The 25667-nt window shown below is 60.6% G+C and carries 31 protein-coding genes; 23 read left to right on the top strand and 8 right to left on the bottom strand.

From position 1 onward, the window contains the following. The first annotated feature begins 82 nt into the window (after positions 1 to 82). Genes E4680_RS10570 through E4680_RS10515 form a run of 12 tightly spaced genes read left to right on the top strand, consistent with a single transcriptional unit; the run spans position 83 to position 6892 of the window. Positions 83 to 307 carry a 4Fe-4S binding protein gene (locus tag E4680_RS10570; RefSeq protein ID WP_135282380.1) on the top strand — a complete coding sequence of 75 codons (225 nt, stop codon included), beginning with the start codon at positions 83 to 85 and terminating at the stop codon, positions 305 to 307. Positions 308 to 321: 14 nt separating this feature from the next. Beyond that, positions 322 to 705 carry a HesB/IscA family protein gene (locus tag E4680_RS10565; protein ID WP_135282379.1) on the top strand — a complete coding sequence of 128 codons (384 nt, stop codon included), beginning with the start codon at positions 322 to 324 and terminating at the stop codon, positions 703 to 705. Positions 706 to 721: 16 nt separating this feature from the next. Beyond that, the gene (locus tag E4680_RS10560) at positions 722 to 1282 is read left to right on the top strand and encodes a hypothetical protein (RefSeq protein ID WP_135282378.1); all 561 of its coding nucleotides are present in this window, start codon (positions 722 to 724) and stop codon (positions 1280 to 1282) included. Beyond that, positions 1275 to 2072, top strand: coding sequence for a 4Fe4S-binding leucine-rich repeat protein (locus tag E4680_RS10555; protein ID WP_135282377.1), 798 nt, complete (start codon positions 1275 to 1277; stop codon positions 2070 to 2072). The genes E4680_RS10560 and E4680_RS10555 overlap by 8 nt, the downstream gene beginning before the upstream one ends. A 24-nt stretch (positions 2073 to 2096) precedes the next feature. Continuing rightward, complete coding sequence (locus tag E4680_RS10550) at positions 2097 to 2408, top strand: nitrogen fixation protein NifZ (RefSeq protein ID WP_135282376.1); 312 nt, start codon at positions 2097 to 2099, stop codon at positions 2406 to 2408. Positions 2409 to 2461: 53 nt separating this feature from the next. Continuing rightward, on the top strand, positions 2462 to 2947 hold the full coding sequence (locus E4680_RS10545) for a DUF3024 domain-containing protein (RefSeq protein ID WP_205688894.1): 486 nt from the start codon (positions 2462 to 2464) through the stop codon (positions 2945 to 2947). An 8-nt stretch (positions 2948 to 2955) separates the two neighbouring features. After that, positions 2956 to 4113, top strand: a complete 1158-nt coding sequence (locus E4680_RS10540; RefSeq protein WP_135282375.1) for a cysteine desulfurase family protein — start codon at positions 2956 to 2958, stop codon at positions 4111 to 4113. Between the two features lie 22 nt (positions 4114 to 4135). Continuing rightward, positions 4136 to 4345, top strand: coding sequence for a putative nitrogen fixation protein NifT (nifT, locus tag E4680_RS10535; protein WP_135282374.1), 210 nt, complete (start codon positions 4136 to 4138; stop codon positions 4343 to 4345). Then, the gene (locus E4680_RS10530) at positions 4342 to 4617 is read left to right on the top strand and encodes a hypothetical protein (protein WP_135282373.1); all 276 of its coding nucleotides are present in this window, start codon (positions 4342 to 4344) and stop codon (positions 4615 to 4617) included. Before nifT ends, E4680_RS10530 begins: the two co-directional genes overlap by 4 nt. Further along, positions 4614 to 5771 carry a DegT/DnrJ/EryC1/StrS family aminotransferase gene (locus tag E4680_RS10525; RefSeq protein ID WP_205688893.1) on the top strand — a complete coding sequence of 386 codons (1158 nt, stop codon included), beginning with the start codon at positions 4614 to 4616 and terminating at the stop codon, positions 5769 to 5771. Before E4680_RS10530 ends, E4680_RS10525 begins: the two co-directional genes overlap by 4 nt. 30 nt (positions 5772 to 5801) lie before the next feature. Then, a complete protein-coding gene (locus E4680_RS10520; protein WP_135282372.1) occupies positions 5802 to 6026 on the top strand; it encodes a hypothetical protein in 225 nt (74 codons plus the stop codon). Continuing rightward, positions 6023 to 6892, top strand: coding sequence for an SIR2 family NAD-dependent protein deacylase (locus tag E4680_RS10515; protein ID WP_135282371.1), 870 nt, complete (start codon positions 6023 to 6025; stop codon positions 6890 to 6892). The genes E4680_RS10520 and E4680_RS10515 overlap by 4 nt, the downstream gene beginning before the upstream one ends. Before the next feature lie 171 nt (positions 6893 to 7063). On the opposite strand, the gene E4680_RS10510 is transcribed toward E4680_RS10515, so the two are convergent. Further along, positions 7064 to 7708, bottom strand: coding sequence for a TetR/AcrR family transcriptional regulator (locus tag E4680_RS10510; RefSeq protein WP_135282370.1), 645 nt, complete (start codon positions 7706 to 7708; stop codon positions 7064 to 7066). Between the two features lie 762 nt (positions 7709 to 8470). On the opposite strand from E4680_RS10510, the gene E4680_RS10505 reads away from it, so the two are divergent. The 11 genes from E4680_RS10505 to E4680_RS10455 all read left to right on the top strand — a co-directional run bounded on the left by E4680_RS10505 (position 8471) and on the right by E4680_RS10455 (position 20323). Further along, positions 8471 to 8884 (top strand): RidA family protein, encoded by a 414-nt coding sequence (locus E4680_RS10505; RefSeq protein WP_135282369.1) that lies wholly within the window; start codon positions 8471 to 8473, stop codon positions 8882 to 8884. Positions 8885 to 9063: 179 nt separating this feature from the next. Further along, positions 9064 to 10179: an LLM class flavin-dependent oxidoreductase gene (locus E4680_RS10500; RefSeq protein ID WP_135282368.1), complete on the top strand. Its 1116-nt coding sequence runs from the start codon at positions 9064 to 9066 to the stop codon at positions 10177 to 10179. A gap of 67 nt (positions 10180 to 10246) precedes the next feature. Then, the gene (locus E4680_RS10495; RefSeq protein ID WP_167792476.1) at positions 10247 to 10675 is read left to right on the top strand and encodes a Rid family hydrolase; all 429 of its coding nucleotides are present in this window, start codon (positions 10247 to 10249) and stop codon (positions 10673 to 10675) included. Between the two features lie 37 nt (positions 10676 to 10712). Continuing rightward, a complete protein-coding gene (locus tag E4680_RS10490) occupies positions 10713 to 11924 on the top strand; it encodes an acyl-CoA dehydrogenase family protein (RefSeq protein ID WP_167792475.1) in 1212 nt (403 codons plus the stop codon). Between the two features lie 67 nt (positions 11925 to 11991). Continuing rightward, the gene (locus tag E4680_RS10485) at positions 11992 to 12336 is read left to right on the top strand and encodes a nuclear transport factor 2 family protein (RefSeq protein WP_135282365.1); all 345 of its coding nucleotides are present in this window, start codon (positions 11992 to 11994) and stop codon (positions 12334 to 12336) included. Positions 12337 to 12423: 87 nt separating this feature from the next. Continuing rightward, complete coding sequence (gene ribB, locus E4680_RS10480; protein WP_135282364.1) at positions 12424 to 13179, top strand: 3,4-dihydroxy-2-butanone-4-phosphate synthase; 756 nt, start codon at positions 12424 to 12426, stop codon at positions 13177 to 13179. 212 nt (positions 13180 to 13391) lie between these two features. Next, on the top strand, positions 13392 to 14363 hold the full coding sequence (locus E4680_RS10475; protein WP_167792474.1) for a WD40/YVTN/BNR-like repeat-containing protein: 972 nt from the start codon (positions 13392 to 13394) through the stop codon (positions 14361 to 14363). Between the two features lie 11 nt (positions 14364 to 14374). Further along, positions 14375 to 16723, top strand: a complete 2349-nt coding sequence (locus E4680_RS10470) for an efflux RND transporter permease subunit (protein ID WP_135282362.1) — start codon at positions 14375 to 14377, stop codon at positions 16721 to 16723. Positions 16724 to 16779: 56 nt separating this feature from the next. Next, positions 16780 to 18384 (top strand): DUF1302 family protein, encoded by a 1605-nt coding sequence (locus E4680_RS10465; protein ID WP_135282361.1) that lies wholly within the window; start codon positions 16780 to 16782, stop codon positions 18382 to 18384. A gap of 42 nt (positions 18385 to 18426) precedes the next feature. After that, positions 18427 to 19740, top strand: a complete 1314-nt coding sequence (locus tag E4680_RS10460) for a DUF1329 domain-containing protein (protein WP_135282360.1) — start codon at positions 18427 to 18429, stop codon at positions 19738 to 19740. 97 nt (positions 19741 to 19837) lie between these two features. Continuing rightward, positions 19838 to 20323, top strand: coding sequence for a flavin reductase family protein (locus E4680_RS10455; RefSeq protein ID WP_167792473.1), 486 nt, complete (start codon positions 19838 to 19840; stop codon positions 20321 to 20323). 257 nt (positions 20324 to 20580) lie between these two features. Here E4680_RS10455 and E4680_RS10450 read toward each other — a convergent pair whose 3' ends face one another. The 7 genes from E4680_RS10450 to nifX form a co-directional block, all read right to left on the bottom strand. Beyond that, positions 20581 to 21501, bottom strand: a complete 921-nt coding sequence (locus E4680_RS10450; RefSeq protein WP_135282358.1) for an alpha/beta fold hydrolase — start codon at positions 21499 to 21501, stop codon at positions 20581 to 20583. Between the two features lie 233 nt (positions 21502 to 21734). Beyond that, positions 21735 to 22655 (bottom strand): TIR domain-containing protein, encoded by a 921-nt coding sequence (locus tag E4680_RS10445; RefSeq protein WP_135282357.1) that lies wholly within the window; start codon positions 22653 to 22655, stop codon positions 21735 to 21737. 819 nt (positions 22656 to 23474) lie between these two features. Beyond that, a complete protein-coding gene (locus E4680_RS10440; RefSeq protein WP_135282356.1) occupies positions 23475 to 24104 on the bottom strand; it encodes a nitrogen fixation protein NifQ in 630 nt (209 codons plus the stop codon). After that, positions 24104 to 24421 carry a ferredoxin III, nif-specific gene (gene fdxB, locus E4680_RS10435; RefSeq protein ID WP_135282355.1) on the bottom strand — a complete coding sequence of 106 codons (318 nt, stop codon included), beginning with the start codon at positions 24419 to 24421 and terminating at the stop codon, positions 24104 to 24106. Before fdxB ends, E4680_RS10440 begins: the two co-directional genes overlap by 1 nt. A 15-nt stretch (positions 24422 to 24436) precedes the next feature. After that, positions 24437 to 24631, bottom strand: a complete 195-nt coding sequence (locus E4680_RS10430) for a CCE_0567 family metalloprotein (RefSeq protein ID WP_135282354.1) — start codon at positions 24629 to 24631, stop codon at positions 24437 to 24439. A 117-nt stretch (positions 24632 to 24748) separates the two neighbouring features. Further along, complete coding sequence (locus E4680_RS10425; protein ID WP_135282353.1) at positions 24749 to 25228, bottom strand: NifX-associated nitrogen fixation protein; 480 nt, start codon at positions 25226 to 25228, stop codon at positions 24749 to 24751. Continuing rightward, positions 25221 to 25637: a nitrogen fixation protein NifX gene (gene nifX / locus E4680_RS10420; protein WP_135282352.1), complete on the bottom strand. Its 417-nt coding sequence runs from the start codon at positions 25635 to 25637 to the stop codon at positions 25221 to 25223. The genes E4680_RS10425 and nifX overlap by 8 nt, the downstream gene beginning before the upstream one ends. Between the last annotated feature and the right edge of the window lie 30 nt (positions 25638 to 25667).

Below are 25667 nucleotides of genomic sequence, written 5' to 3'. Positions count from 1 at the left end.
AGGCGGTCGACACGTGATGGGGGCGGGGCGGTCAGCCTCGGCGTATCCCGCCCCCATTTTTTTGAGACCCCAGGAGGTTGTCATGTCCTACAAAATCGTTGGTTCCCAATGCACGGGCTGCTCGGCCTGCGAACCCGTATGCCCCAATGTGGCGATCTACGAAAAAGACGGGATCTTCGCCATCAACCCGAAGAAATGCACCGAATGCATCGGGTATTTCGATGAGGCGCAATGTGAGGCGGTCTGCCCCGTGGACAAGACCTGCATCATCGATCCCGCCCAGCCACGCTACCAGCCGCAGGCCTGAAGGAGATCCCGCTCATGGAACTTTCCATTCTGCCGGCCGCGGAAAAATTCATCCGGCGCATGGTGCGCTTCGGCGGTGGTGAGCAATGCGGCTTCCGCCTGGTGGTGACGCCGGGTGGATGCTCCGGCCTGAGCAGCGAATTCAGCGTCGAGCCGGCGCCGCAGAACGGCGAAGTCGTCTTCGAACACGGGGGACTGCGGCTGTTCCTGCCGGCTCCGAGCGCCGAGCTGCTCGACGGGGCCACCATGGATTTCGTCGACACGGCCACCACCAGCGGGCTGGTTTTCCAGACTGCCGGCAAAGGTCCGTGTGCCTGCAGCAGTGCCAGCACCATGGGCCCGGCAACGGTATCGGTGAGTTCCATCGAGCGGCGCACTCCGCCGTCCGGCGAAGCCTGAGCGGCAGGCGATTGCCATGAACATCCGCAGCCGGCGCATCGCGCACGAGGCCTCTGAATCGACAGGGGCATGGCTGGACACGCTCGATCCGACCGCCGTGATCTGCTGCGCCGCCGGACTGCCCGACCGTGCGCGCATCGCCCTCGAGGCGGCCGGGCGCGACTACAGTGACGAGGCGGCCTGTCGGGCCCATCTGACCGAAGCCCAGCGTCTGGCACCGGACCATCCGGCCGTACTGATCGGCTTTTACCGCTTCCACTTCTACGGCGGTCGGCTGCGCGAGAGCCTCGCCGTCGGCATGCGCTGTCTGGCGTGGGCCGCCGCCATGGCAGGCCTGGCTGCGGACTGGCGATCGGTGCAGGCCGGCGATGCGCGGTTCGGCGATTACGCCGCGGCGCTGCCGCGTTTCTATCTGTTTTGTCTCAAGGGCTGCGGCTATCTGCATCTGCGCCTCGGCGAGCCCGAAGCTGGGCGGCCGATGCTGGAAAAACTGGGTCAGCTCGATCCCGATGATCGGCTGGGCGGCCGTGTCCTGCTCCAGGTTCTGGACCGGCAGGGGAGGGAGGACGATGACTGAGCCGCAAGCCTCCACAGGCGTGATCACCGAGACCCTGGACTGGACCGGGCGACCCATCGACTGCGCGGCCTGTCCTCATCGGGAACGACTGGCATCGCAACGCTGCGGCCCGAGCTGGTCGTGCATGCAGGATCGCTATGCGCCCCGCATCGATCGCTTCTTTGCCCTGAATCCGGAATGCGCGAACGACGCCCTGACACATTCCTATTTCGAGGTGCGGGCGGTGGCCGCCCGGCATGCGGACTTGTTCCATCTCGCCCGTCTTCTGAGCGACCCGGACGAGACCGTGCGCTGGAGCGTGGCGCAGCGTCTGCCCATCACCCAGCTGCACAAGCTCAGCCACGACCCGGACCGCGAGGTTCGCATCCGGGTTGCCTCGCGCATCCGTGCGGGGGATCTGTTCGCGATGATCCATGACCCCGATTACTACGTGCGCCAGATCGTGGCCAAACGATTGGCGCCGGGCCTGCTGCCCCTGATGGCCGCGGATCCGGAAGCCGAAGTGCGCAAGGTGGTGGCCCATCGGGCCGATTCCACGCTGCTGCCGCGCATGGCCCGTGACCCCGATCCGGCCGTGCGCCTGGTGACGATCGAGCGCCTGCCCCCGGCCCAGCTGGTTGCGCTGCGCAGCGATCCGGATTGGCGGGTCCGCTACGAAATTGCCCGCCGGATTCCAGTCGATGCGCTCGGCGCGCTGCTCAGCGACGACGACGCCGAGGTGCGCCGCATGGCGCAGCTGCGCTGCGACGCGGCCCTTGATGAAGCGGGTCCGTCCCGCTGTGTTTCATGAGCACACTTCCCGAAGGAGGTTCCCATGAGTGATGGCGTACCCAGTGAACTGGACGACGAACCCGTCTTCCGCTTTGGCGAGAAAGTGCGCTCGCGCAAGACCATCCGCAACGACGGCACCTACGTCGGCAAGGAGATCGGCGAAATCCTGGTGCGCAAGGGTGATCTCGGCTACGTCAGCCACATCGGCACCTTTCTTCAGCAGTTCTACATCTACGGTGTGGACTTCCTGGAAACCGGTCATCGGGTCGGCATGAAAGCCAAGGAGCTCGTGTCGCTGGACCGGTTGCCCGAAGCCGATGCCAAGCTCGCGCCCGCCGACGAGAACGGACGATGAATCGTGTCCACGCGCGGCCCGAGGCCGACCGCACCTCTGCGCCGGAGGTCCCGATGGGCGGCAATGCGGCCCGCACCGCAGAGTCCGGCTGGCGCGCAAGGTTGATGCGAACCCTGGCTGTCTGGATGGCCGCCTGCGTGGATGCATGCAGCCAATGGCGGATGGGAGAACCAGGCATGTCCAGCACAATCGTCCCGCCCAGCCCCGCGCAGCCGGTCAGCGCGCATCCCAACGAACTGGATGTGCGCCGCATCCGCCGCACGCTGGAAAATCGGCGCCGCTACCGCTACGTCGAGCCGCAGGTGATCGGCATCGCGGGCGGCTACCGCATCGAAAGCCCGTGTTGCTCACGCAACATCGATCCCGCCGGCGGCCTGATCGACATCGCCCGGCTGCTGCAAGCGCCCCATAACGGGCAATGGCTGCTGCAGTATCGGGATCACGCGCAGCAGTGCTGGGTCACGCACGGATTCTTTCCTTCGCTCGGCGCCGCGCTGGCGGTGCTGGGTGAGGATCCCGATCGGCTGTTCTGGCCCTGAGGTGTGCCATGTCGCTGATCTACTTTGACCACAACGCAACCACACCGCTGGCGCCCGAAGCTCTGGACGTCATGTTGCCCTATCTGCGTGAGGCGTTCGGGAATCCCTCGAGCCCGCACCAACTGGCCGAGGCACCCGCCACGGCGGTGCGCAGCGCGCGGGCGCAGGTCGCCGCACTGTTCAATGTGCCGGCCAAAACGATCCATTTCACCAGCGGGGCCACGGAAAGCATCCATTGGGCGATCCAGGGTGCGCTCGCCCTGCATCCTGAGCGCCGTCACCTCATCACCAGCGCCGTGGAACATCCGGCGGTGCTGAAGCTGTGTCGCCATCTGGAACAGCAGGGCGTGGCGGTCACCTATCTGCCGGTCGACCGTGAGGGACGGCTGCGCGTCCACTATCTGGAAGCGGCGCTGCGGCCCGACACGGCGCTGGTCTCGCTGATGGCCGCCAACAACGAAACCGGCGTGTTGTTCCCGGTCGAGGAAATCGCGGCGCTGACCCGCGCGCGCGCGGTGCTGCTGCATGTCGATGCCGCGCAGACCGCCGGCAAGCAGCCGTTGGACCTTTCGCGCGTTCCGATCGACCTGCTGTCGTTTTCGGGACACAAGCTGCACGCGCCCAAAGGCATCGGCGCGCTCTACATTCGCAGCGAGATCAACCTGCCCCCCCTGTTCTTCGGCACCCAGGAACGCGGCCGGCGCGGCGGCAGCCTGAACGTGCCGGCCATCGCCGGGCTGGGCGAGGCCTGCCGCCTGGCGGGCGAGGCCCTGAAGGCGCCGTCGAACACGATCGCCGGACTGCGCGACCGGCTCGAAGCCGGGGTACGCGCGCTGTATCCCGCGGCCCGGATCAACGGCGCCGCGGCCGAGCGCCTGGCCGGCACCAGCAACATCAGCTTTCCCGGTTATGACGGCGAGGCCATCGTGCAGCGGCTGGACCGGGCCGGCATTGCCACAGCCAACGGCGCCGCCTGCGTCGCCGGCGGCAGCCAGGCCTCGCATGTGCTGATGGCCATGCACAAGGACGAAGCGCTGGCCAACAGCGCGGTGCGTTTTTCCTTCTCACGCTACAACACCATGGCCGAGGTGGAACAGGCGCTCGCCGCACTGGCGACGGTTCTTTCCACCCTGGCCCCCGAGGCCGCCGCTGCCCAGGGCGGCTGAACATTCAACAGGGGAATGCCGCATGAAAGTCATGATTCGCCGCGATGCCGCCGGTGCGCTGTCGGCCTATGTGCCCAAGAAAGACCTTGAAGAGCCCATCGTCTCCATGGACAACCCCGATATGTGGGGCGGGGTGGTCACCCTGGCCAACGGCTGGCGGCTCGAGTTGCCGGCGATGGCCGCTGACACGCGGCTGCCGTTGACGGTCGACGCACGCCGGCTGGGGGAATGACCATGGATGCCGCCGATCTCGCCTGTCTGGAAGACGTGTTCAGCACCGAGGCGCCGCCGGATTGGCTGGCGCGGCTGCGTCGCGAGCTGCCCGGCCGGTCGATCACGGTCTGCGATGCCGCCGACATGACCGAGGGCCGACCCTATCGGGCGTACCCGGAATTCGAGGTCTATCTGGTGGACGGCTCGGGGCATTGCTGGCAGCTCACACAGGATCCGGCGGTGGCCACCGCGCTGGTGGTCGCCCAGCGTCGTCGCAGGGCCGCATCGTGAAACCCGCCGACTACGACATCCTGCTCAGCGAGCCGGACTTCAGCGACCTGGAGCGGCAGATGGTGGCCGCGGTGATGGGTTCGCCGTACATCACTGCCGGCCCGCTCACCGAACGCCTGGAAGCGGCGGTGGCGGAACGTCTCGGACGTCGCCACGCGCTGTGCCTGAGCAGTTCCACCCTGGCGCTGTGGCTGATCCTGCGGGCCGCCGGCATCGGACCGGGCAGCGACGTGGTGGCGCCCTCGTATGGGTGGCGCCAGCTCGCCGATGGCGCAGTCTTCGCCGGGGTCGGCGTCGTGTTTGCCGATGTCGACTACTGGTCGGGCTGTCTGACCGCGGAAAAAATTGCGGCGCGCCTGACTCCCCAGACCCGCGCACTCGTGGTAGCCAATGCCAACGGCCATCCGGCCCCGTGGGCCGAGCTGCGGGAACTGGCGAGCGTTCATGGATTGCTGCTGATCGAGGATTCCACCGAGGCGGTCGGTTCGGTCTACCAGGGCCGGGCCGTCGGCAGCTTCGGCGACTGCGCCATTTTCGATTTCACCCAGCCGGGGGCCATCGCCTGCGGCGCGGGCGCGGTGATCGTGACCGACGACATCGATCTGGCCAGTCGGTTGCGGCTGCTGCGCGATCGGCGCCTGTCCGATCGCGGCTCGGTGGTGGCGGGGGGATTGCCGGTTGCGGGTCTCGCGATGGGCGAGCTCAACGCGGGGCTCGGCTTGGCACAGTGGACCCGGCTCGATGAAGTCTTGAGTCAACGCAAGACCATCGAGGCCCATTACCTCGATGTCATCCAGTCCTTCGAGGGGATCAAGCCACCCTATGCGGCGCCGGATGTGGACGAGGTGCATTGGTTCCTGTCACTGGTACACCTGGGCACCCGTTTCAGCCGCAGCAGCCGCGACGACATCGTCGACGATCTGGCCACCGCCGGGGTGGAGGCGGCGGCCTATTGCCTGCCGCTGCATCGCCAGGCGCGCTATTTCGACAAGCAGCGCCCGCGCCAGGACTTGTGGGTGACCGACAAGCTGGCCGATCGCGCACTGGCGCTGCCGTTTCACAGCCGTCTCGACGCCGAGGAAGTCAGCTTCATCGTCCAGACCGCCAAGGACGCTTCCATCAACGTGGGGGCGGGGTCCGCCATCTATCTGTAACCGGCGATTGCCATCGCCGAGGAGAGCGCCATGAGTACCGATGTCATGATCCACGTCCGTTTCGCCCCCGATGGCACCGTGATGGAAATCGGCGAGCGGCCAGCGGGCTGCACCGCGCAGCAGTGGTTCAACTTCCTGACCCGCCAGAGCGGCCTGTCCTATCTCACGCTCTCCGGCGGGCGGGCTGTGTTTCGCATCGCACCCGACGCCATGGGCGGGCTGCACGAACAAGCCGTTGCCGAGGTCGCAGCATGAACGATACGAATCATCTGGAAGTCATCGCCAGCGGCCTGAGCGCCGGTCGCATGATTCCCTATCTGGGTCCCGGCATGGTGGATCTGTGCCCCGAAGCAGGCACCGTTCCCGCCTCCCTGGAAGCGCTGGCCATTTTTCTGGGCAGCAAGGTCACCGTGCCGGGCCGCGCTCGGGGAAATCTTGGTGCCAGCGCCCAGTACATCGAGAACTTCAAGCACCGCAAGACGCTGGTGGACCTGATGCGTCAAGCGTTTGCGCCGACGCTCACCCCCTCACCGTTGCACCGGACGCTGGCGGCGCTGCCGTCCATTCCGCTCATCGTCCAGCTCTGGTACGACGATGTCATGCGCACCGCGCTGGCCGGTTGGCCCGACTTCGGGCTGATCCAGGGGTTGAGCCAGTCCGAGCATTTCGGCACCTGGTACCAGGCCATGGCGGCGGACGGCACCGATCTCGAGCTCACCGCGCTCGCCGAGCGGACGCTGGTGCTCTACCAGCCGTGGGGCGCGGTCGAGCCGCGGCCGAATTTCCTCGTGTCCGATGCCGATTTCGTCGAGGTGCTGACCGAGATCGACATCCAGACGCCGATTCCGCCGCTGGTGCAGGAACGCCGCCGCGACCGCGCGTTCCTGTTTCTCGGCTGCCGTTTCACCAGCCAGACCGAACGCATCTTTGCCCACCAGATCAGCAAACGCTCCTCGGAAACGCACTACGCCGTGCTCGCCGCCGAACCGACGCGCAACGAAGCCCGTTTCCTGGAACAGCACGGCATCACCCGGCTGGAACTGCCGCTCGCGGCGTTCGCCGATGCCCTGCAGGCGCAGCTCACCGCCGGCCGGACCGAGGCGTTGTCACGCACCGCCTGACATCCGCAGCAAAGGTCGGCGTACCCCACCGGAGCGCCGCCCGGGCGCTCCAGAAACGGAGCGCTCAGCGCCGACATCACAAATGTCGACATCGTGAAGGGAGAGGGCGGCCCGGCCACCTGGAGTGGCACAGACCGCCCAGGCAAGACGTGATGGATACCGGGGTGTCCGTCACCCCAGCGCAGTGGGCACCGTGGTCGGCGGCAAGTCGGCCGGTACCTCTTTCTCCAGCATGGAGAAAATGAGCCGTTTGATATGCGTTGCCAGGGTCCGGTAATCCTCGTGTTCGGGCTTCGCGCCGGGCAGCAGCCGCCGCAAGGGTCCGACTTCGTAGTGGTAGAGAATCATGGCGATGATGGACATGATGACCATGTGAATGTCGGTGGCGGGCGCGAGCACCTCGACGATTGCCGCGAGCTCGTCAAACGGTTGTTGGAACAGCTCGCTGAGCATTCCCACGCTTTCTTCATCTCCGTCCAGCAGTTCCCGCTGCATCACACGCCGAAAATCCGGATCATCGGCGAGCAGCTGGGTGTACCGTTCGATGAAGGCGGCCAGACGCTCTTCCGGCGTTCCTTGCGATGAGAGGATCGCGTGCGTGATTTCGGCCTTGGACTGAAACGAGAATTTCAGCGCTTCGCGATACAGCGTCTGCTTGTCCTGAAAATGGTAATAAAGCGCCGCGGAAGTCATTCCAGCCGCTGCACCGATGTCCCGAATGGTAACCTTGTTATACCCATAGGCGGCAAACATTGGCACCGAAACCGCCAGAATTTCCGTTTTCTTATCAAACTGTGCACTTTTTTTTCTATCCACGTTCACTGCCTAAACATCCTGTTACATTTCCAGCAGAACCTTGCTCGAAGGACACCGAACGCCGTCCGGCCGGGTGGCTCACTCGACACGAGCCAATCCGCTCAGTTGCCGGGCAAAAGGCCGCTTGGTCCGTTACTGAAGTTTACCGTGGACCTTGCGAAAGCGCCATCCCTTACTGATCGGCCAGTCAACTGTCCGGGACAGCGCCAGTTCTCGACGAGACTCCCGCCCGAAACTGCGGAACGCCCGTACCGCTGACCTTAAGGGTGACAAGACCGGCTGCGAAGAAGCACGCCGCAGGATTCCGCCCGACAGTGGCATCATTCCGAAGCGCGCTTTATTCCAGCAGACAGCGATCCACTCATGGCGCGACGCCGTGATCGGATCGGCCAGATGAGGGGGCGTCACCCCTCACGCAATCCCATCCCGGGCTCACCGCATCCTGTCAGCAGGCGAGCCCCATTCGATCAGGCGCATCGGAGAGATGCAGACATCCAGCGTGCAGACACGACGGATTTCGATCCCCAAGCATCCTTCCCGCGCGTCACGGTAGTGCAGTCCCCTGCGAGAAGCCCCATCGTAGTGCGGATCATGCGCGGCGCGCCGCAACCATTCGATACCGGATCAGGCCGGACCCTCATACATTACGCTTCGATTATTCACTGATCCGACAATGACTTACGAGTTCATTCCTTGGGAAAACAAAAAATTGGCACGCTCTCTGCTCGGTGGTAACTGATCGATTGATAAGGGGCGTCCGACATGACCAAGCGTGATCTTTTTTTACCCGGAAGCGGCGAGTTCTGTAGAGACATCGGCGCTTGTGATGCCACCGTGGTCGGAGAAAAGCTTTTCATCTCCGGGCAAGGCGGTGTCGATTGGACCGACAACATGACATTGCTTCCGACCTTCGAAGCCCAGACCCGAAAAACCTGGGTCAATATCAAGACTGCACTCGATGCAGCGGGCTATGAGAGCGAACACATCGTACAAATCCTCATGATGATTGTACACGCTGATGATTCTGAAGGAACCTTCAGCGAAAAAACCATGAAGATCTTTGAAATCAAGAACGAAATACTCCCCGATTCGACACCAACCGGAACAACCATCGGCGTGAGTGATCTGGCGCTGCCGGATCTCCAGGTCGAGATTCAGGTCGTTGCCATGAAATAGCCAAGTTTGACATCGCGACTGAACGACCCGGAAGAGAAACTTCCGATGACTTCCAAAGCGTCTCAAGGTGAAAGATTCCGCGGAAGCCCATACACCGTCGAACACAACGCGATGTGTAATCCCGAAAGAACGATTCAGATCCTCAATATGCCCGCTTCAGGGAACGACAGGAGAACGACATGAAATTCGGCCTTATCGTTGAAGCAAATGTTCCGGTTGGGTTGACCCAACACCGCCGGTATCAGCAGATGATCAGTGAAGCAGTGTACGCAGAAGAAGCGGGATTCGACTTCTGGGGTGCATCCGAGCAGCACTTCATGGGGAACATTGGCATGTCCGCCACTGAAGTGATGTACGCGGCGGTCGCAGCAAAGACCACCCGCATTCGCTTGCGGCACATGATCCGTCTGCTGTTGAAGTTCAATCATCCGTTGCGCATCGCGGAACAGCTGGCGACCCTCGACCTCATCTCCAACGGCAGGGCCGAACTGGGGACAGGACGATCGAATTCCCTGATCGCTCTGAATGCCTTTGGGGTCAGTCCCACCGAAACACGCGCGCAGTGGAACGAATCGCTGGACATCATCGCCAAGGCGATTTCCGAGGACTGGGTAGAACACAAAGGGAAGTACTGGGAGATACCGCCGTGTTTCCTGACGCCCAAGCCTCTGCAGGAACCGCACCCCCCGCTCTCCGTCGCGGCCTCAAGCATGGAAATGCATCAGATCGCGGGCGAGAAAGGAATCGGCTGCATGGGCTTCGACAACTATCTGGGTTGGGGCCGCGTAGAAGATGCCGCCAAGCTCTATAAGAATGCCATCACCCATCCATCGCAGCAGGTCGGAAAGGTTGTCAACGATACGCTCTCCTTCCTGGTGCTGCCCGCCTATTGTGCCAAGACGCACGAAAGAGCGATCGCGGAAGGCGGACCGACCGTCATCAATTTCCTTCGTATTGTCGTTCAGGCATACGACCAGCTCGCCGAAGCTTCACCCGACTATGCCTACATGGCGGAGTCGAAGATGATCAATGCGATGCTTGACGATATTGAAGTACTGCTTGAGCACACGCCCGGGGTGCTCTGCGGAACGCCGGAGTATTTCGTTGAGCAGATTTCACGCCTCAAGGAAGCGGGATATGACGAAGTCATTCTCCGTGTCGACGGGGACATGACCCACCGCCAGATCATGGAAGCGGTGGATCTGATTGGAAATCACGTCATTCCACACTTTGCGTCCCCACGCAATGTCGTCACCGGAAGCCCATTTGCCGAGGGGACTAAATTCCTGCCCTAAATTTTTACCTGTCGACTTATTAATTGATCAGTATATCACCCACCGTTCCAACATCAGGAGCCGAACAATGAACGCAACCAATATCTATGTGCCGGGAAGCGGGGATTTCTGCAAGGCGATTCACGCCTGCGACGCGAAGCGGGTTGGTAATCACATCTTCATTTCAGGGCAGGTCGGCGTGAAATGGGGGCAAACCATGGAAGACTTCGAGGTGTTGCCCACCTACGAGGAACAGGTGCGCCAGACGTGGTTGAACATCAAGAACGTGCTGGAAGCGGCCGGCGGTGCACCCAAAGACATCGTTCAGATCGAGCAATTCATCGTTCACAGCGAGGCGCCAGACATTCCCTTTGCGGACAAGGTGATGAAGATTTTCGAGATCAAGCGGGAACTGCTTCCTGACGCGATCCCGACCGGTAGCGCCATGGGCGTCACGCATCTTGCCTTGCCCGGCCTCATGCTCGAAATCCAGGTTGAAGCGGTCGTCAGCGCCTGAACGCGGACCCATACCTCACGTCATCTGGAGAACAATGATGAAGCCGACTGGATTACTGGATCTCAGCCCGGAACAGAAGAAACTTCAAGAATCCGCCCGGGAAGTCGCACAGGTATTGAAGAAAAATGCTGACCAGGCCGACCGTGAACGGTGGGTTCCATCCGAGAACTGGGACGCCATCAAATCTGCCGGATTCTACGGCGCACTGGTTCCGAAGGCATATGGAGGCCTGGGACTGGGGATGTTCGAGTACAGTCTGATCCTGGAACAGCTGGGGCAGGGCTGCTCCGGCACGTCCATGGCCTTCAACATGCATCAGATGTCCATGAGTCTGATGAAGGGGGCCGGCCTCGAGTCCGTCAACAAGGACAAGTTCGCGTATCTGTGCGATCTCACGGTCAACAACCTCATGTCCGCCGTCGCCTCGGAGCCCGGTGGAAACTCCCTGATCTATGCAACGCTGAACCCGACCTCATACGTTGAGGTCGTGGAGGGCGGATACAAGCTCTACGGCCGCAAACAGTTCGGCACGAACTTTGAAGCATCGCGCTATTCGATGGTGATGTTTCACATCAAGGATTCGCCGGATGCCACCGAAAGCGTGTTCCTGCTGATCGACACCAAGATGCCGGGCGTCAATGTCGAAGATACCTGGGATACGCTGGGTCTTCGCGCCACCCGCAGCAACAGCGTGTTCTTTGATGGGCTGTTCATTCCCGAAGAGCAAACCCTGTTGCGTGGAAGCGACTTCTTTCAAAGCTTGCTCCAGACCTCAAGCGCCGAGTTCTACCACACGTTTTCTTCGGTATACCTGGGCATTCTGACGGCAATGCTGGATTGGGCGCAGCAGTATCTGCTTTCACGGGTTCCACGCGGCTACACCCAGCCCATGGCTTACCACCCCTCAAGCTTGCAGACGATCGGCGCGCTGATTGATCGCCTCGACCAAGCACGACTGATCGTCCGCCAGGTGTCATTGACTTATGACACCCATGGAAACATCCCGGAATCCTTCTACGGCTTTGCCAAGGCAAAGCTGGCGATTACCAACGCGCTCATGGAAGCCGTCAGAACGCTTCCGAGCGCATGCGGGGCCAACTCGCTTTACAACAAGAATCCGCTCCCACGATTGATGCGGGATGCCATGGTCGCGACCGTCATGCCCCCACATATGTGGCAAGAGCGAGAGCTGGCCGCCATCGGGGCCATGGATCTCGATATGACAAAGATTCAGCCGCCCCTGGGCTGATCCAGTCCGACCGGCTGCCTGGTCGCAGGCAGCAACGATGCGCAAGACGATCATCCGGAGAACATCGATGACCCAAGCCCTTTCATCCGTTCAGGATCTCTACGAAACGTGGTGCACCGCACGGCGAACCGTGGCTATCGAACTGATGCTGTCGTTGTTCAATCCGGAGGCTGGTGATCGGGCCGATCAGTCCGAGGGAAACGGCGGTCCGCGGGTGATCGGTGGTTCCGCCTTCGGTTACACGAAGCTTCAGACTGCGCTCCTGTCCAAGCTGCTTCCCGAGCCTTTCGAAGGTGAGCTTCGTGCAACGCACGGACTGATCAAGCGCGGCGAGAGCTGGCGAATCGTTCGGTATCACGAATCACGGCAACTTGATCTGGCACAGGAAATGGGCTTCGCCCTGGACGCGTGAGTCACCGACCGGCGCGCTTGGGGACCGACCCAAGCCGCCTCTCTTTCCGGTCGCTGGTGCGTGATTCCATCATGTGAGAGGTATGTGATGATTACGAAGCTTTCCGATTGGCATTCTCCGTCCCCGTCATCCGAACAATCGGATGAACCGGTCCTTCGTGCGATCACGCAGCTTCGAGCCGGAAAGGCGATCATCGTCCAGGACGCAGAAGACCGGGAAAATGAAGCCGATCTGGTGGCACTGGCAGATCGCGTGTCGCCGGATGTCGTCAATTTCATGATCACCCACGGTCGAGGCCTGGTGTGTGCGCCAGTGAGCCGGGAAATTGCCGAACGTCTACGCCTGGATCCCATGGTGAAAGGCAATTCCGATCCCCATCGCACGCAATTTACGGTCTCGGTCGACGCCGCATCGTGTCGAACCGGCATCTCTGCGACCGAGCGGGCCCGGACCTTGCGGGCTTTGGCCGATTTGCACGCCACGGCCGGCGACTTCACCCGTCCTGGCCATGTCTTTCCCTTGATCGCCCATCCAGCCGGGGTCCTGGGTCGTGCCGGGCACACGGAGGCCGCGACTGACCTGGCACGCCTGGCCGACGCGCCGGCGGCCGGTGTGATCTGCGAAATTCTCGGACAGGACGGTAACCCGATTACAGGCAGGAGCGTCGCCCGGTTCGCAGCACGATTCGGGCTTCTCCGGCTGACCATTCAACAGCTCATCCGCTATCGCGCGGCTCATGATTCGGCGCTGCTTGGCCGTGATCTCATGCCCGATCTCACGAACGCAAATCCGCTGATTTCATATTCGCGATACATGGAAAAGGCGCTGGCTTCCTGCATCTAGGAAACCTTTGGCCATGGTAATCCCAGTTCAACAAACACATCTATTCGGTACGCGCCATGCAGAACCTCAACCGAGTTCAAACATCACCAGACCATCTCAATCGTGCGTCTCATCGTGAGACCTTCAGGGGCTGGAATTCCAGCAATGTCCTGGGTGACATCGCCCATGGATCCGGCCGAGTGCTGTCGCAACTGGTACGTTTGGCTGGCTCCATGCTCCCGTGGCTTGTGATCGGCGCGCTTGCACTGGCATCGGTGACCCTCAAGCTGCCGCCCGTGAAAGATCAGGTCCAGCCAAAAATCTTCATGCCCCGCGATCACTTTTTCGGGATCGCGATCACGCCCGCCGGAGAGATGTTCGTCGCGGGTCAGAACGGACAGATTCTGACCTCGAACGATAACGGGCAGCGCTGGACACCGCTGGATGCCGAACTCCGCGCTGCGCTTCAGGATATTGCGGCATGGGACAACGACCATATTCTGGCCATCGGCAACGACGGCGCCGTGGTGACGGGTACCCGGACCAATGATCAATGGGCGCTTCGTGAATCGACCATCGGTGAGAAGACGAAACTTCTCGGGCTCACCGTCCAGGGCCAAGGCGAGGCCTGGGCCGTCGGCGACATGGGCGCGATTTTTCACAGCACCGATTACGGCGTGTCGTGGAATCGAGCCTCACCCGTAAAAGACATCATTTTCAACAGCGTCGATTTTCTGGATGAGCGAATCGGGATCGTCGTTGGCGAATTCGGAACCATCGCACGAACCAGCGACGGGGGCGCGAGCTGGCAGGATCTCCCCGACCTGACGGAGCTGACATTGCTTGATGTCGCGTTTTCCGCCGATGGCCGGGCCGTGATCGTTGGACAGAATGGCACCGTGCTCATCTCCGATGACGCTGGCGTGAACTGGCGTGAACTGCCCGCTGTAACGACCGAGCATCTTTTCGATGTTGAGTGGGACGCCGGCCTGGATGAGTGGATTGCCGTCGGCAACATGGGCGTGATCAGCCGGACCGTCAATGGCGATTGGACCAGTTGGACGACATCACGAATCGACGACCGGAACCTGTCCTGGCACACCGGTCTCGCATTGCGAGATGGCGCGATTTACGTCTCCGGTCGCGACACCGGGATCATCCAGGACGGCAGCTTCCTGCCATTCCAGAAGCAATCCCTCCAATAGGAAATCTCGATATGGAACATAAAATCGCATATCTGGCGGTTCGATATCGGCGTTCCTTTACCGCCGCTGTCTGGGTTGTTTCTGCGCTCTGCCTGTTCGCGGTTTCCCGGCTGGACATCACGACCGTCCAGACCGACTTCCTGCCCAAAGGCCATCCCTACACGGCACTTCAAAGCGAATTTGCCGAGTCGTTCGGCGGCGCCAACAAGATCGCCTTGGCATTAGAAGTGTCGGACGATCGGGATATTTTTTCCCTGCCGACGCTTGAGAAGATCCACGACATCACCCGTGCACTCGAACAGACCGCCGGCGTGGATTCACTGACGATCACCTCGCTGGCCACCAGCAAGATGGCGCGAATCAGTGCATCGGCCGAAGGCATTCGCTCCGAAGCGCTCATGTGGCCGGATATCCCCACGGATGAAGCCGGCGCACGCGCCTTGAAGGACACGGTGATCCAAACGCCATTGGCCTATGGACGCTACGTCTCCGGTGACTTGAAATCGGCACTGATCACGGCCGATCTCTATGAAAACTTCAGCGATTACGATGTGCTGTTTGCCCAGCTTTCAGCGCTGCAAGCGCAAGTGGAGGACGCCAATCACGTTTTTCGCATGGTCGGCGAACCCATCATCTATGGCTACGTCGCCTCGCTGCTGAACGAAACGATCCTGATCGTCCTGGGCGTCCTGGGGTCCATTGCGATTCTGCTCTATCTGATGGTCGGAACCGTCCGGGCCGTGGTCTTTCCACTTCTCAGCGGCTTCCTCAGCTGTATCTGGACACTGGGCATCTGCGCAGCCTTCGGAATCAATCTTGATCCGCTGTTGTTACCAGTGATCATCCTGCTGTTCGCCCGAGGCGTATCCCACTCGTTGCAGATGGTGCTTCGCTTCGATGAAGAAGTGTCCAAGGACGGGGTCACCATCCCGGAGGGTGCCACCCGGACCCTTGCCGAGTTATTTCGCCCGGGGATGCTCGGCATTGCGACCGACGGGCTCTGTGCCGCTGCGGTGGGTTTGAGCAGCATTCCATTTCTTCAGAAACTCGCGCTCATCGCGGTCATCTGGGTCAGCACGATCGCGATCAGTGCAAGCGTTCTCACTCCGGTGTTCCTGGCGGGATACCGGAATGTGGATACCCGTCCGAACTGGATTCGCCAACGGATCACCGCCGCGCTCGCTGCACTGGGTCATCTGGCGATGTCGCCGGGACGGTATGTGGTGGTGGGCCTGGCGCTGACGCTTTTCGCCATCTCCTCTTTTTCGGCAATGAACCTCCAGATCGGCGATTCGAGCGCCGGGTCACCGATCTTTCGCGAAGACTCCCGATTCAATGAGGATCTGGCTGCGATCAACTCGAAGTTCGGCGGCACCGACACCTTGATGGTGGTCGCACGCGGCGACGGGCCGGATGCGCAGAAGGATCCCGAGGTACTGGAAACCGTTCATGCACTGCAGCGCTATATGGAGATGCAGCCCGAAATCGTCCGGAGCTTTTCGGTTGCAGACATGATGGTGTCCATCAACCGATTGCTGCATGACGACAATCCCCACTTCCAGGAACTGGCCGACGACCGATTCGTCAATGGCGAGCTGATGTATCAGCTTCGGGCAAATTCACAGCCGGGACAGCTGGAAAGCGTTATCGATTCGATGTTTGAAAACAGCGCGGTGCAGTTCGTCATGAACAGCCGCGAAGGCGACGTCATTCGAACCGCGTTGGCCCGGTTCAATGAATTCGCTCTGGCGCACGACATCAAAACAGCTTCGCTGGAGATCGGTGGCGGCGTGATCGGAATGCTCGCAGCGGTCAATGAAGTGATCCTGGATGATCAGATCGAATCGATCGGTGTTGCGCTGCTGATCCTGATGCTGGTGTGCACGATGGTCTATCGCTCATCCCACGCCGGTCTGTTCTTTCTGGCGCCGGTTGCACTGTCGAACACGGTCACCTTCGGCTACATGGCCTATCAAGGGATCGGCATGACCGTCAACACCGTTCCGGTAGCGGCAATCGGTATCGGACTGGGTGTCGATTACGCGATCTATATCGCCGATCGCGTCAAGGAGGAATGGGAAGCAGGAAGCACCGTAAAAAAGGCAATGATCGATGCGATGGCCAGTGCGGGCCAGGGCGTGCTCATTACAGCCACAGTACTGATCGTCAGCGTTCTTCTCTGGCAGTTTTCCTCGCTACGGTTCCAGGCCGAGATGGGACAACTGATGGGCTTATGGATGGTGGTGTCCGCATCTTCGGCACTGCTTCTTACACCAGCCATGATCTATATCTTCAAGCCGCGATTCGTCTTCACAGAAAGAAACAATGAAATTTTCGAAGGCAGTTTACTAATCAATTAGAAACTGAATTGAGATGGGTGTCGTGGAATGTCCATTCTTAGAAGGAAGAACTCGTAATGGCACATGTTAAACACTCCGTTAAGGCAAATTGGCCGAAAGTGACTGCCTCACTCGTCCTGGGCATGACCTCTTCTCAAACGGGCCATGCAGGCTTGATTGAGGACCTGAGTGTCAGTGGCTACATTCGCGAAGGCATCTCCGTCAATCTTGCCGATCCCAAGATCAGCCCCAGTGACGATAAAGATGACAAGTACGATGTATCCATGGCGCGGACCAGCATCCGAGCGGATGTCACGGGTCGTATCAGCGACGTCGATTTCACGGTCGTCGGCCGGTTCAGCCGAGAGATGATGACCGATTACCTCTCTCGCCTGGAGGAAGGTGGGGCAGGGAACGAGGCCATGCTTTCCACCATCATTTCCGAGTTCGGGATCGGCTCGCCACGAGAGGGGGATCTCAGCGCGATTTACGACGAAGACGCCGAGATCCGGGAAGCATACTTTGACTTCCAGGCCCTGAAAAACACCAAGGTCCGGGTTGGCAAGCAGATCGTGACCTTCGGCGAGACCGACTTTTTCCAGGCGCTGGACGTCTTTCATGGGATGGACCTGCGATGGAGAAACTTTCTCGAGGAACCCGAGGAACTCTATCAGCCGCTGATCCTGTTCAATTCGGAAACCTACGTTCCGGCACTCGACGGCACCCTTCAGGTCGTTCTCCGCCCTGGACTTGATGACGCGGACGACATCGGTACCCGAATCGGATTGAACGGCGGTCGATGGGCACCGGACGGACTGCGGACCTTCGACGTGTTCGGGTCCCAGACCATTGGCGCACCCTACAACCTCGAACACCCGGAAGGGGACAAGGATGACCTCACCGGTGCGCTGCGCTGGAGCAGCACACTGGGCAGTATCAACTATCAGCTGATGTGGCTTCACCAGTTTCAGCCCGAAGTCGTCATCAACAGCCGGTTCGCGCCCTATAAGACCGCACCGGAATCGCCGATTGCCGAGGCGATCTATCCCATCGTGGATACCTTCGGTCTCTCGGCCAATGGGTACGTTCCCCTCGGTGACATCGTCTGGGCAACGGAAATCGCCTATACACCGGACAAGCCCTACAACGCGGGATCGAGCCCGCTTCTCAATGTGCTGGACCTGAGCGTCAACAGCTTTCAGCCACGCGATCTTTATCTTCTGGGCGGCTACAACGGCGTGGTCGAGAAGGACACGTTGCGGACCATGGTCCGGGGTGAAACAACCATTGACCTGATGAAGTATCTGAAGACGAATCGTCCTTCACTGTTCTCGGTCCAGGTTTTCGATACCTGGATCATGGACTTCGATGAATCCGACGATATCGTCGACCTTCCGGCCTATTCGGCTACAAAAGACGAGCACTCGACAATCGTCACCGCAGGCCTTTTTCTCAACTATGACCTGGACCGGATCAATGTCGGTCTTGCTTCGGGATTTGACGTTACCTACGGCGGCTACTTCCTGCTTCCGAGCATCACATTCGCTTATGGGGATCACTGGCGGATCAGGGCAGAAGCGGATCTGTTCTATCCAAACGGCGATGAATTGAACAACACGCACCTGTTCGGAACACTCAACAACTCGGATCAACTCTACCTCCGGGTCAGTTATCAGTACTGAAGCGGGTACTTTGGTAGCCATCTCTAATTCAGGAGAGCTGAAATGCGGTTTGCATCAAAAAAGCATACGACCTTGCTAACTGGGGCCATCTTGTTCATTACATCCATTTCGGTTTTCGGCGAAGAACTAAAACCGGGATTCATCATCGACAAAAGCAATCTTTCGTCGCTGGATGATGCAACATTCGAGGGAACACCCGTAAAGGACATGATTCCCGAGAAAACACAATGGCTGATCACGGACCATAACCTGCGCATCAAGCTGGCCGCGAGCAAGCCGATGCCGGTCGTGAAAAAGCCACTGGAACTGGCGAAGAAGTACGACAATGAAAACACGGTCTCACTGAATGAGAATGGCCATCTCATCAACTGGACCGCGGGCATGCCGTTTCCAAACGTCGACCTGACTGCGCCCGATGCGGCGAGCAAGTTGATGTGGAATTTCTATGTTGCCGGAGATGCTTCAAGTTTTGACTTCTTGAATCTCGAGAAATTCGCGTTCGTGTTCATTGACGGGAAATCGGGCATCGAACGGGAACAGATCTGGGCGCTGCAGTACTACAAGATGTGGGGACGCACCTGGAGCGATGAGCCGATCATCGGGGACAGCAAGTTGCTGAATCGGAAGCTGCTGTTCGCGACCTACCCGGACGACGTCCGCGGTGTGGGAACCTTCATCAACGAATACGTTGACGAGCGGCCTGATGAAGCGTGGGCCTACATCCGTAGTTTCCGACGCATTCGGCGAATCAGCGGAAACAGCTGGAGCGAACCCATTCCGGGTACGGACCTGCTTCAGGAAGACGACATCGGGTTCCAGACGAAGCCGTCCAACTATGCATCCTGGAAGCTGCTCGGAAAGAAGAAAATCCTTCTGCCCATTCATCCCGATATGGAACTGTTCACCTGGAAGCCCGATGCCGGCAGCCAGAAGAACGAGTATCCCGCAATGGATCTGAGTGCCGCGCCTTATTGGCACCCGAATCCGGACTTCGTGGTCTGGCAGCCGCGGGAAACCTACGTCATCGAGGGCGTGCCACCGTCTTACCATCCGTATGGACGCCGAATCATCTACATGGATGCGGCCACCCATACCATTCCCATGGGTGAGATCTATGACAAGCGGAATGAATACTGGAAAGGAAGCATGCATCCGGTGATGGTCTACGCCGATCCGGCAATGGACCTGAATCTGGCCTTTCCATCGTTGGGCGTCATTGCCGACTACAAGCGGATGCACGCGACGAACTATGTCACAGGCAAGCCCGACAACAAGATGATGAACACGCCGGGGATCAACGGCAATCACATCAATGTTGAGGTGCTTCGAAAAGGCGAGCCGGTACGGCCGCAATAGAAGCAGCGGAACGACAGGTCGAATCATGTCCCTTTTTGTCCTTCGGATAAGAAGGGACATGATGTTCGCGACAACTCATGCCGGAGGTATACCGCACATGACCATCGAAGTCGATCAATGGCGCAGCATCATGGGACGATTCGTTACGGGCGTCAATGTTGTCACAACCGTGGACAAAAATGGCAATCCAGTTGGGCTCACGGCGAATGCCTTTTCTTCGGTCTCTCTTGAGCCGCCGCTGTTGCTGATCTGTGCCGACCGCAAGTCGGAAACGCTCAAGAGCCTGCTGGGAACCAAGCGGTTCTGTGTAAACATCCTCTGCGAAGAACAGGATCTTCTGGCACGAACGTTTGCATCCAAAACCGCAGACAAGTTTCTTGATGTGCCCTATCACATGGGGACCTTCGGCATGCCCATCCTGGATGGTTGCATTGCAAGCGTCGAGGTGGAGCTGGTCGAGTCCTATGAAGTGGCTGATCACTATATCCTGGTCGGTCGGGGGCTGATGCTTCATAACGACGGCGCGCTTCCAACCATGCCCCTGGCTTTCTTCAGCGGCCGGTTTCATAAACTCTCCGCCTGACTGACCACCTCGGCCATGAATGAGCATCGCCGTGTGGCACACCCGCCATCGGTGCAGCGGCAGACCGTTTCATGTCCCTTCCAGGCCCGCACACGAGGGCAGACATTCGCGCCGATCGCGGAGCACCGGCGCCTGAGCGGGAGAGGGGGGACGGTGCCGGGCCGAGGTGAGCGCGACGCAACCGGATGGCCCCGCACCGGAGCGTTCAAGCACCGAAAGACGACCGCACGAGCACGCCAAAGGCCGCCACACCGGCCTCAGCCGAGAAACGCCAGCACCCGCCGATTGAACACTTCGGGCCGTTCCAGATGCAGGAAGTGACCCGCCTCGGGCAATACCTCCTGAGCGCTGTCCGGATGGGGAAACGCATGCGGCCCGCCGCGATACATCCCCGGCCCGATGCAGTCGTCCTCGCTCCCGACCAGGATGAGCGCCGGCCAGGGTTTGGCGGAAAACATCAGCCGCAACTGGCGCAGGGCTTCGGGCGCACCGAACAGTCGCAGCGGATTGATCAGGGCGCGGTAATAGTCGGTTGCCTGTTCCAGCCCGTGGGGTCGGCGCAGGCAGTCGATGACCCGGTCCAGCTGCGGATGATGCGGGTCGAGGCTCGGCGACCAGCGACGCCACAGCGTGCGGATGTAGGCGAAATCGTCCCGCCGGATCCGCTCGCAAACACCGGGAATCTGGAAATAGCCCATGTAACGCGATCGCACCATCTGACGCGGATTGATGCGCCGCAGAAAGGTGCGCAGCGGCGGCACCGACGCCAGGACGACGCGGTCGATGCGATAGGTCGGTGGGGGCACTTCCTGCTGCAAGCCGCAGAGCATTTGAGCCAGGATGGAACCCCAGTCGTGGCCGACGATACAGACCCGCCGATGTGCGGCCGCCTGATCCAGAAAATCACTCAGCATGCGGCCGACCGCCAGGATCGAACCGCCGCCCGGATCCGGCAGGGCGGAATCCCCGTAACCCGGCATGTACGGCACAAGGCAGCGATAACCGGCCTGCGATGCCGCCTCGACCAGACTTTCGAAGGTGCGCGGCGTGTCGGGAAAACCATGGAGCAGCAGGAGCACACGGTCCCCGGCGCCGAATTCGTAATAGGCCAGGGGCCCGGATCGGGTCGAAGCGCGCTTCAGGGCCGCATCCCAAGGCCCGGACATCGTCTGACGCAAGACTGGCTCCCTCCTGTATTCCTTCACGTCCGTATTCTTGCCTGGCGCCGCCGGTGTGGTGAACCGGGTTTCCCATCACTTTAAGCGCCGGGCGGGCGGCATGGCGAATCGGACCCCGGACGATCCGTGCCGATCGAGGTCATCCGAGCCCTGATCGACGGGTGCGCATGCGCGCTAACGCAGAGTTAACCGGGCAAGGTGGCCAGCCGTCGACGCTCCGGTTGAACGACTTGTTAGGCCGCAGTTCCATGGCCAAGCGTAGCCACGACCCTATGGTAGAGTTCCTTGGCAAGCTCGGCCTCGGTTTCCCAGACGACATGGTTGTACTGGCGAGTGTCGAAGTGAACATTCTTCAAGTCATCTTTGCGAACACACCAGACCACCGGTAGACCCAGGCCTATTGCAAATCCGGCCTCGAAGTAAACACCTGGACGCTGCAGGGTCACGTCTGCGACCAAGAAGCGTGAGTTACGGATCTCAGTAATGATCTTCGCGTCAATTCGGTCAAGGTGCTCTTCTGCATCAACGCGATAGGGCCTGTATCTCGAATTCGATAGCGCAAGCTTGATGCCATCGTCCCACGCTGACCGAAGCTCTGGAGCGAATGCCATGGCGACAAACACTTGGTCCCGGATCTTTGGTGACTTGTCGGCGGCGTCGAGGTAATCCCATCCACGTGGCGTTATCGTCAGCTCTATGGAAAACGAATCCTGGGGGTCGGGAAACGTGTCCAGCGCGATGAGGTCGCGTCCCATCAGCGCACGTATGACGTAGTTCAGTTCATCGCTCGACGAACACCATGCCAGCGGAAAGTCCAAGTCTTGGACTATGTGCACCTTCCTTCCAGCGTAGTTGGTTGCTTCCTCAAGTGCGCGCATGAAGAGCAGCTGCTTCTCGGCAACGCGATATGTCGGAAGGCTCTTGGAGACTTCTTCGAGGTTGGTAATGTCCAATTTCGGGATCGCCGATGTTGCCGATCGAGAACGTAACCAGGCAGAGAGCTTGAAGTCTGCGTCGCGAGCATTGGCGACTGCCTTTGCAGTGAACGTGATCTGATACTTGCCGCAGCGCGGGCAGACTACTTCTTCTAGCGTGCCGCCGAGCGACTGGGCTGACACATGCTCAGATTCGACCTTGCAGATGGAGCAGTTCATTGGGCCTCGCGGAGAATTGCGGTGGTGCCATGTGGAGGCGCGCTCTAACGTTCAAGCTCAACCACCTGCGGAGGCTGGCGAAGCCGGCCGTAGTAGGTCGGCTGTAGCGAAGGGTTAGGCGGCATTCTCGGCGAGTTCAACTCGCAGGTGGCGGAACGCTACTGCTTGTGGTGCAGCCTAACTAGACGACCCTGACCATGCCCTATGGGCGCGCCCAAATCAGAAGATATATCTTCTAAAACAATTAGTTAAAATTCGCCATCTGATCTGCATAACCTAGAGCTATCGGGATGAATAACGCTGCTTCTGTCACACCGACAAAGCAGCTCCTCGACCGTATGCGCGCGGTGCTGCGGGAGCGGCATTTTCACTATCGAACCGAAGAACCGTGCTCGACCTGGCGCGTCGATTGAGAAGACAACATCCCGCAGATAGGTTTCGGCGGAAGCGGTGCATTCTTGAATTTTTCCACCGAGCTGCGGGTGCCGGAATCAACATGGCACGGGCCGGGCGACACTGTTGGTCCTGTTATCGGGCGGTACCGGGCGACAGTCGCTGATGGCGCTGGAGAGGGCAGACGAAGCGGGGTAGGAGGGGCGGCGGATGATGGGGGTCGACGTCAACTAGCGTCGGACGCGATGCGAGCGGATAAGCCGGTCGCGGGTGCCCCCTTCATCCAATTTATCGGACGCCGGAAGAGCTCGAAGAATACCATCGGATCGAAACATTTCTCGCCCCCGGCCGGGTTTGCAAAGTACACCGCAGGCCGTAAATAGTTCGGGGAAAGCCCCAAGGCGAGGGCAGCCCGTGCCGAGCGCGTCAGGCGAGGCTGCGGAATGTGGAGAGATGGTCGTCGTGGCCGCCGAAGCAGGCGGCGTAATCGCTGCACACGCCGCAGCTGGGTGCCTTGCACAGACTGATCTCGGCGCGCTGGCAGAGCTGGCGGTAGAAGAACCGCTTCCAGCGCAGGTTGTGCGTGTTGTGGGCGACCAGCGCCGGGAAGTAGTCCGTGAGCAGGGCCGAGAGGCTGGCGCGGCTGAGCAAACCCAGGTCTTCCCAGAGGTGACTGTCTCCCATGCAGCCGCCGGCCACGGCGCGCGCGATCCATTCCCCGCCCGGATCCTGGTCCTTGCGATAGCCCATGAGCAGATCGACCAGATCGGCGAATTCGTCGATGCGCGGATCGCTGGCCACCGGTGCGCCCAGGGCATGCACACCCGTCAACAGCGCGAGGGCACCGGGAAAGTAGCGGTCGAACAGGCGGCGGCTGTCGGCTTCGTCCAGTCCCAGCACGCCACTGGACGGGCCCAGCGGCCAACCCCAGGTCAGCGCGATGGCGCGGGCCAGGGCGCGGGTTTCCGACAGGTCGGGGTTGGACGCACACCCAAGCAGCAGGAAATGCAGCCCGCCGCTGGACAAGGGGGTGCCGTTGGTCGCGAAGCCGTCCATCAGGGCGCCTCCATCGGTGCGTGCGTGTAGCACTTCTTGGGGCAGATCTTGGCGCAGGCCTCGCAGCCCACGCAGTTCATCTGGTTGGCGATGGTCATGATCTTGCGTTCGTATTCTTCGTCGTCGTCCTCATCGCCGGCGGAGCCCACGGCGATCTGTTCGCCGTCCTCGGTCACACCGACCATCTGCAGCACGTCGCGCCCGCAGACGCGGAAGCAACGGCCACAGCCAATGCAGGTTGCGTCATTGATGTCGGCGACGAACTTGGGCGTCCAGCTGCGCCCATCGGGAAGCGTAACGGTGACCACGCCGCTCATGATGCGTTCTCCTGTTCACTCCGCCTGCGCGAGGCGGGATTTCGCGGCTGCGAGCTGCTCATAGGTGGTGAAGGTCTGTCCGGCCACCTCCATGATGCGCTCCCAGCCCGTGGGCAGATCTTCAGCCAGATCATGCAGATCCATCTTCAGGGCCGTGGCCCTGGAGTTCAGTCGCTTGATTTCCGCTTTCAGGTCGTCTGTGTTTTCCATGCTTGCCTTCCATCCGGTGTTTCATTGTTTCGACATGGGCGCGCTGCCCGGCGGCGGCGGCCCACACCCATCGGGCCTGTTCGGCGCTCAGCGCGCCGCGTTTGATATGTAGTGCCATCACCCGTACCTCGCGACTTCCGGGAAACGTTCGACCATGGCCACGCCGGCATCGACCAGCTTCTGACCTTCCTCGGCCAGCTTTTCGATGCTGGGAAAGCCGAAGCGATGCACGTCGCGCAGCTGCTTGTTCACGGCGATCAGCCGTCCGGCGATGAGCACCATGCGGCCGAAGCCTTCGTGCGACATCTTCATCATGGGCGACACCATGACGCCGGTGGCGCGCTCGATGGCGAGCCCGATGGCGTTGTAGAACAACTCCAGCCGCCACAGGATTTCGGGATCGGGATCGCCGATGATGGGAATCTCGGCCCGCTTTTCCTTGGTCAGGATGTAGGGATCGAGCAGCTGCACGTTGCTCTTGTTGTCCCAGGTGCCAAAGGAGTCGTGGGCGCGCAGCTGCTTGATCAGCTCCATCGCGAAGGGCGCGTCGATTCCGGCAGCTTCGGTTGCTGCCGGTGCGGTCTCGGTTTCAGCCATGTTCCAGTTCCTCCTCATCATCGAAATCGAAGCGTTGTTCCTGGCCCTTGCGCATGACCTTGCGCAGCCAGGGCGGCGGATTGCCGTTCAGCACATCTTTCAGCTTGTCCAGGATCTCGGCGATGGATTCGGGCTGGTTCACCTTGATCGGATGGATGTTGTTGGCCACCACCCGCGCCGCGCCGGAACCCCCGATCGCGGCCACATACAGGATGGCGCAGTCCCTGATCGCCTCGATCTTGGGGGCCAGCTTGTCCTCGTTGCCGTCTTCCTGAAGGTCACCGTCGAACTGGATCGCCTCGACGAACTGGTGGCTGGTGGGGCTGACCTCGTAGATGGCGATGTTCTTGGCCCAGCCGAAGTGGGCGTCGACCCGCTGCAGGTCCTGGGTGCAAAACGCGATTTTCATGACGCCTCCTTGGGCGCTGGCACGCTGGTG

Origin of the sequence: Candidatus Macondimonas diazotrophica, assembly GCF_004684205.1 — a bacterium.
Taxonomy (GTDB): domain Bacteria; phylum Pseudomonadota; class Gammaproteobacteria; order UBA5335; family UBA5335; genus Macondimonas; species Macondimonas diazotrophica.
The sequence above is the reverse complement of the archived record's forward strand: the minus strand, read 5'-3'. Positions and strand labels throughout refer to the sequence as shown.

Excerpts from the sequence above, each read along its gene's own strand:
- E4680_RS10530 (WP_135282373.1), top strand. The coding sequence starts at position 4,342 with ATGACCATGGATGCCGCCGATCTCGCCTGTCTGGAAGACGTGTTCAGC.
- ribB (WP_135282364.1), top strand. The coding sequence starts at position 12,424 with ATGATTACGAAGCTTTCCGATTGGCATTCTCCGTCCCCGTCATCCGAA.
- E4680_RS10560 (WP_135282378.1), top strand. The coding sequence starts at position 722 with ATGAACATCCGCAGCCGGCGCATCGCGCACGAGGCCTCTGAATCGACA.
- E4680_RS10425 (WP_135282353.1), bottom strand. The coding sequence starts at position 25,228 with ATGGCTGAAACCGAGACCGCACCGGCAGCAACCGAAGCTGCCGGAATC.
- E4680_RS10550 (WP_135282376.1), top strand. The coding sequence starts at position 2,097 with ATGAGTGATGGCGTACCCAGTGAACTGGACGACGAACCCGTCTTCCGC.
- E4680_RS10540 (WP_135282375.1), top strand. The coding sequence starts at position 2,956 with ATGTCGCTGATCTACTTTGACCACAACGCAACCACACCGCTGGCGCCC.
- E4680_RS10440 (WP_135282356.1), bottom strand. The coding sequence starts at position 24,104 with ATGGACGGCTTCGCGACCAACGGCACCCCCTTGTCCAGCGGCGGGCTG.
- E4680_RS10515 (WP_135282371.1), top strand. The coding sequence starts at position 6,023 with ATGAACGATACGAATCATCTGGAAGTCATCGCCAGCGGCCTGAGCGCC.
- nifT (WP_135282374.1), top strand. The coding sequence starts at position 4,136 with ATGAAAGTCATGATTCGCCGCGATGCCGCCGGTGCGCTGTCGGCCTAT.
- E4680_RS10500 (WP_135282368.1), top strand. The coding sequence starts at position 9,064 with ATGAAATTCGGCCTTATCGTTGAAGCAAATGTTCCGGTTGGGTTGACC.
- E4680_RS10430 (WP_135282354.1), bottom strand. The coding sequence starts at position 24,631 with ATGGAAAACACAGACGACCTGAAAGCGGAAATCAAGCGACTGAACTCC.
- E4680_RS10470 (WP_135282362.1), top strand. The coding sequence starts at position 14,375 with ATGGAACATAAAATCGCATATCTGGCGGTTCGATATCGGCGTTCCTTT.
- E4680_RS10555 (WP_135282377.1), top strand. The coding sequence starts at position 1,275 with ATGACTGAGCCGCAAGCCTCCACAGGCGTGATCACCGAGACCCTGGAC.
- E4680_RS10520 (WP_135282372.1), top strand. The coding sequence starts at position 5,802 with ATGAGTACCGATGTCATGATCCACGTCCGTTTCGCCCCCGATGGCACC.
- E4680_RS10490 (WP_167792475.1), top strand. The coding sequence starts at position 10,713 with ATGAAGCCGACTGGATTACTGGATCTCAGCCCGGAACAGAAGAAACTT.
- E4680_RS10565 (WP_135282379.1), top strand. The coding sequence starts at position 322 with ATGGAACTTTCCATTCTGCCGGCCGCGGAAAAATTCATCCGGCGCATG.
- E4680_RS10460 (WP_135282360.1), top strand. The coding sequence starts at position 18,427 with ATGCGGTTTGCATCAAAAAAGCATACGACCTTGCTAACTGGGGCCATC.
- fdxB (WP_135282355.1), bottom strand. The coding sequence starts at position 24,421 with ATGAGCGGCGTGGTCACCGTTACGCTTCCCGATGGGCGCAGCTGGACG.
- E4680_RS10445 (WP_135282357.1), bottom strand. The coding sequence starts at position 22,655 with ATGAACTGCTCCATCTGCAAGGTCGAATCTGAGCATGTGTCAGCCCAG.
- E4680_RS10465 (WP_135282361.1), top strand. The coding sequence starts at position 16,780 with ATGGCACATGTTAAACACTCCGTTAAGGCAAATTGGCCGAAAGTGACT.
- E4680_RS10485 (WP_135282365.1), top strand. The coding sequence starts at position 11,992 with ATGACCCAAGCCCTTTCATCCGTTCAGGATCTCTACGAAACGTGGTGC.
- E4680_RS10505 (WP_135282369.1), top strand. The coding sequence starts at position 8,471 with ATGACCAAGCGTGATCTTTTTTTACCCGGAAGCGGCGAGTTCTGTAGA.
- E4680_RS10475 (WP_167792474.1), top strand. The coding sequence starts at position 13,392 with ATGCTCCCGTGGCTTGTGATCGGCGCGCTTGCACTGGCATCGGTGACC.
- E4680_RS10570 (WP_135282380.1), top strand. The coding sequence starts at position 83 with ATGTCCTACAAAATCGTTGGTTCCCAATGCACGGGCTGCTCGGCCTGC.
- E4680_RS10455 (WP_167792473.1), top strand. The coding sequence starts at position 19,838 with ATGACCATCGAAGTCGATCAATGGCGCAGCATCATGGGACGATTCGTT.
- E4680_RS10545 (WP_205688894.1), top strand. The coding sequence starts at position 2,462 with ATGGGCGGCAATGCGGCCCGCACCGCAGAGTCCGGCTGGCGCGCAAGG.
- E4680_RS10495 (WP_167792476.1), top strand. The coding sequence starts at position 10,247 with ATGAACGCAACCAATATCTATGTGCCGGGAAGCGGGGATTTCTGCAAG.
- nifX (WP_135282352.1), bottom strand. The coding sequence starts at position 25,637 with ATGAAAATCGCGTTTTGCACCCAGGACCTGCAGCGGGTCGACGCCCAC.